1 protein-coding gene is annotated in these 1,711 nt (G+C 60.0%); it reads right to left on the bottom strand.

The genetic code is table 11. The features are described 5' to 3' along the window. Positions 1-283: 283 nt before the first annotated feature. A complete protein-coding gene (locus WCA53_RS17030) occupies positions 284-1,453 on the bottom strand; it encodes a patatin-like phospholipase family protein (RefSeq protein ID WP_423912851.1) in 1,170 nt (389 codons plus the stop codon). Positions 1,454-1,711 lie beyond the last annotated feature (258 nt).

Here is a 1,711-nt window from a genome sequence, read left to right as displayed (position 1 = left end):
TGCGGCTGCGCGACTGAGAGGCAAAATGCCTTTCAAAAGACTGAAATTCATGCGGTTTTGTTCCCTAAGAGCGCGCGCGAGGGTTTCGCTGTAAGGCGTCGCTAGCGTGCTAGCTGCTGCGATCCGAATGGTGCATTGCACGCAAGCGCGGATTGCGCCGGGACCACGAAAAACGACAGGGTATCGATAACGACGGACTTCGGCCAGAGAGTTCTCACTTTGCAAGCCGATTGCCGATCAACTGCAGTTTCCCGGCAGCACCGGGCCGTCCGTCGTCGTGGAGTCAGGAAAGGGTTTGCCCGCATCCGGAGCCCGCGCGATAAATCGCGACGCCCTCGATTGGATCAAGCGGTGTGCGCCATGGGGCGAGTTGCAACAGGCGCTTCGTGTCCTCGTAACCGACGGCCCAACGGCGTGATATCCCGGTCCACGAAAAATCGATGTCCTTGTTCAGGTCGTTACCCTCGAAGCGCGGCGCGTCGAGTTCAAGCACGTGCATTGTGGTGCCGCATCCCCAATCCAGCAATTCCTTGACGGTATCCGATTCGCGTTGCGCTTCCGGGATGTGCTGGGCGAGTTCCCGAATCACGTGGCGTAGCCGATGTATTTGTTTTTGCCGTTCGAGATGGCTTTCCGCGCGACTCGAATATTGAATGTCGCGGGTCCGGCTCATCACTTCCCGGATTGATTCGGGTTCCGGACCGCTTATCGGCCACAACTGCACGGCGAAGATCACTGAACTCAGACGAGGCCTGTCGTCAAGGACCGCTTCTAGCGGCGTGTTGGAGTAGATGCCGCCGTCCCAATACGTCTCGCCGTCGAGTCGCACTGACGGAAAGCCGGGTGGAAACGCGGCGGATGCCATCACATGGTCGACATCCAGCGGCGCATCGCGATTCGTGAAATAGCGCATGCGCCCGCTCTTTACGTTGACGGTACCCACCGTCAGCCGCATCTGCTTGTTGTTCAGGTAGTCGAAATCGACCAGTGACGACAGCGTGGCGCGTAGCGGCTCCGTCGAATAAAAGGCCGCGCGTTCTACTCCGACTCGCGTATGAAGGCCCAGCCACGGCTCAAGCCGTGGAGCGAAAAACGACGGAATGCCTTGTGTGACGATTGCGAGGTTACGCAGGCCTTCGTCGAGATTCTGCATCCAGCCTGCGCAGGCAGACCCGCGGCCGGAGACGCCCTCCCAGAACTGGGTTAGCCGCGCAAGCCGATCTTTGGGTGGATTGCCCGCCACAATCGCGCCGTTGATCGCCCCGATGGAGGTACCGATCACCCAGTCCGGCTCGACCTTCGCGTCATGCAAGGCTTGATACACGCCCGCCTGATAGGCGCCAAGCGCACCGCCGCCCTGAAATACGACGACGACCTGTCCGGGGATGTCCGCGGCCGCGTCCGGCCGATCAGGCGGTTGAACCTGACTGTCGCTACGTGCCTGCTTGGCCATCGTCGTCTCCTTGGAGCGGTTGAAAAGCATACCTCAAACAAGGTGCCTTTACATGTTCCAGATCGATCGCCGTCAGCCGCGGGACGCGGCGCTTCATCGGAGTGCTTTGGATCAGTGAAGCCGGGCGCGCGTGTATTCGGAGATGACCAAGTGAAACGGCGCATGGAGCAAGCCGTGGTGTTCGGCAAAGGCAACGATGATGTCGAACTGGTCGGCCGAACAGGAAAACCGCTCACGCGTGGACGATAGCGCTAAAGC

It is taken from the genome of Caballeronia sp. (assembly GCF_049581465.1).
GTDB lineage: Bacteria > Pseudomonadota > Gammaproteobacteria > Burkholderiales > Burkholderiaceae > Caballeronia.
Note: the sequence above shows the minus strand (reverse complement) of the source record. Positions and strands in the feature narration are given on the sequence as shown.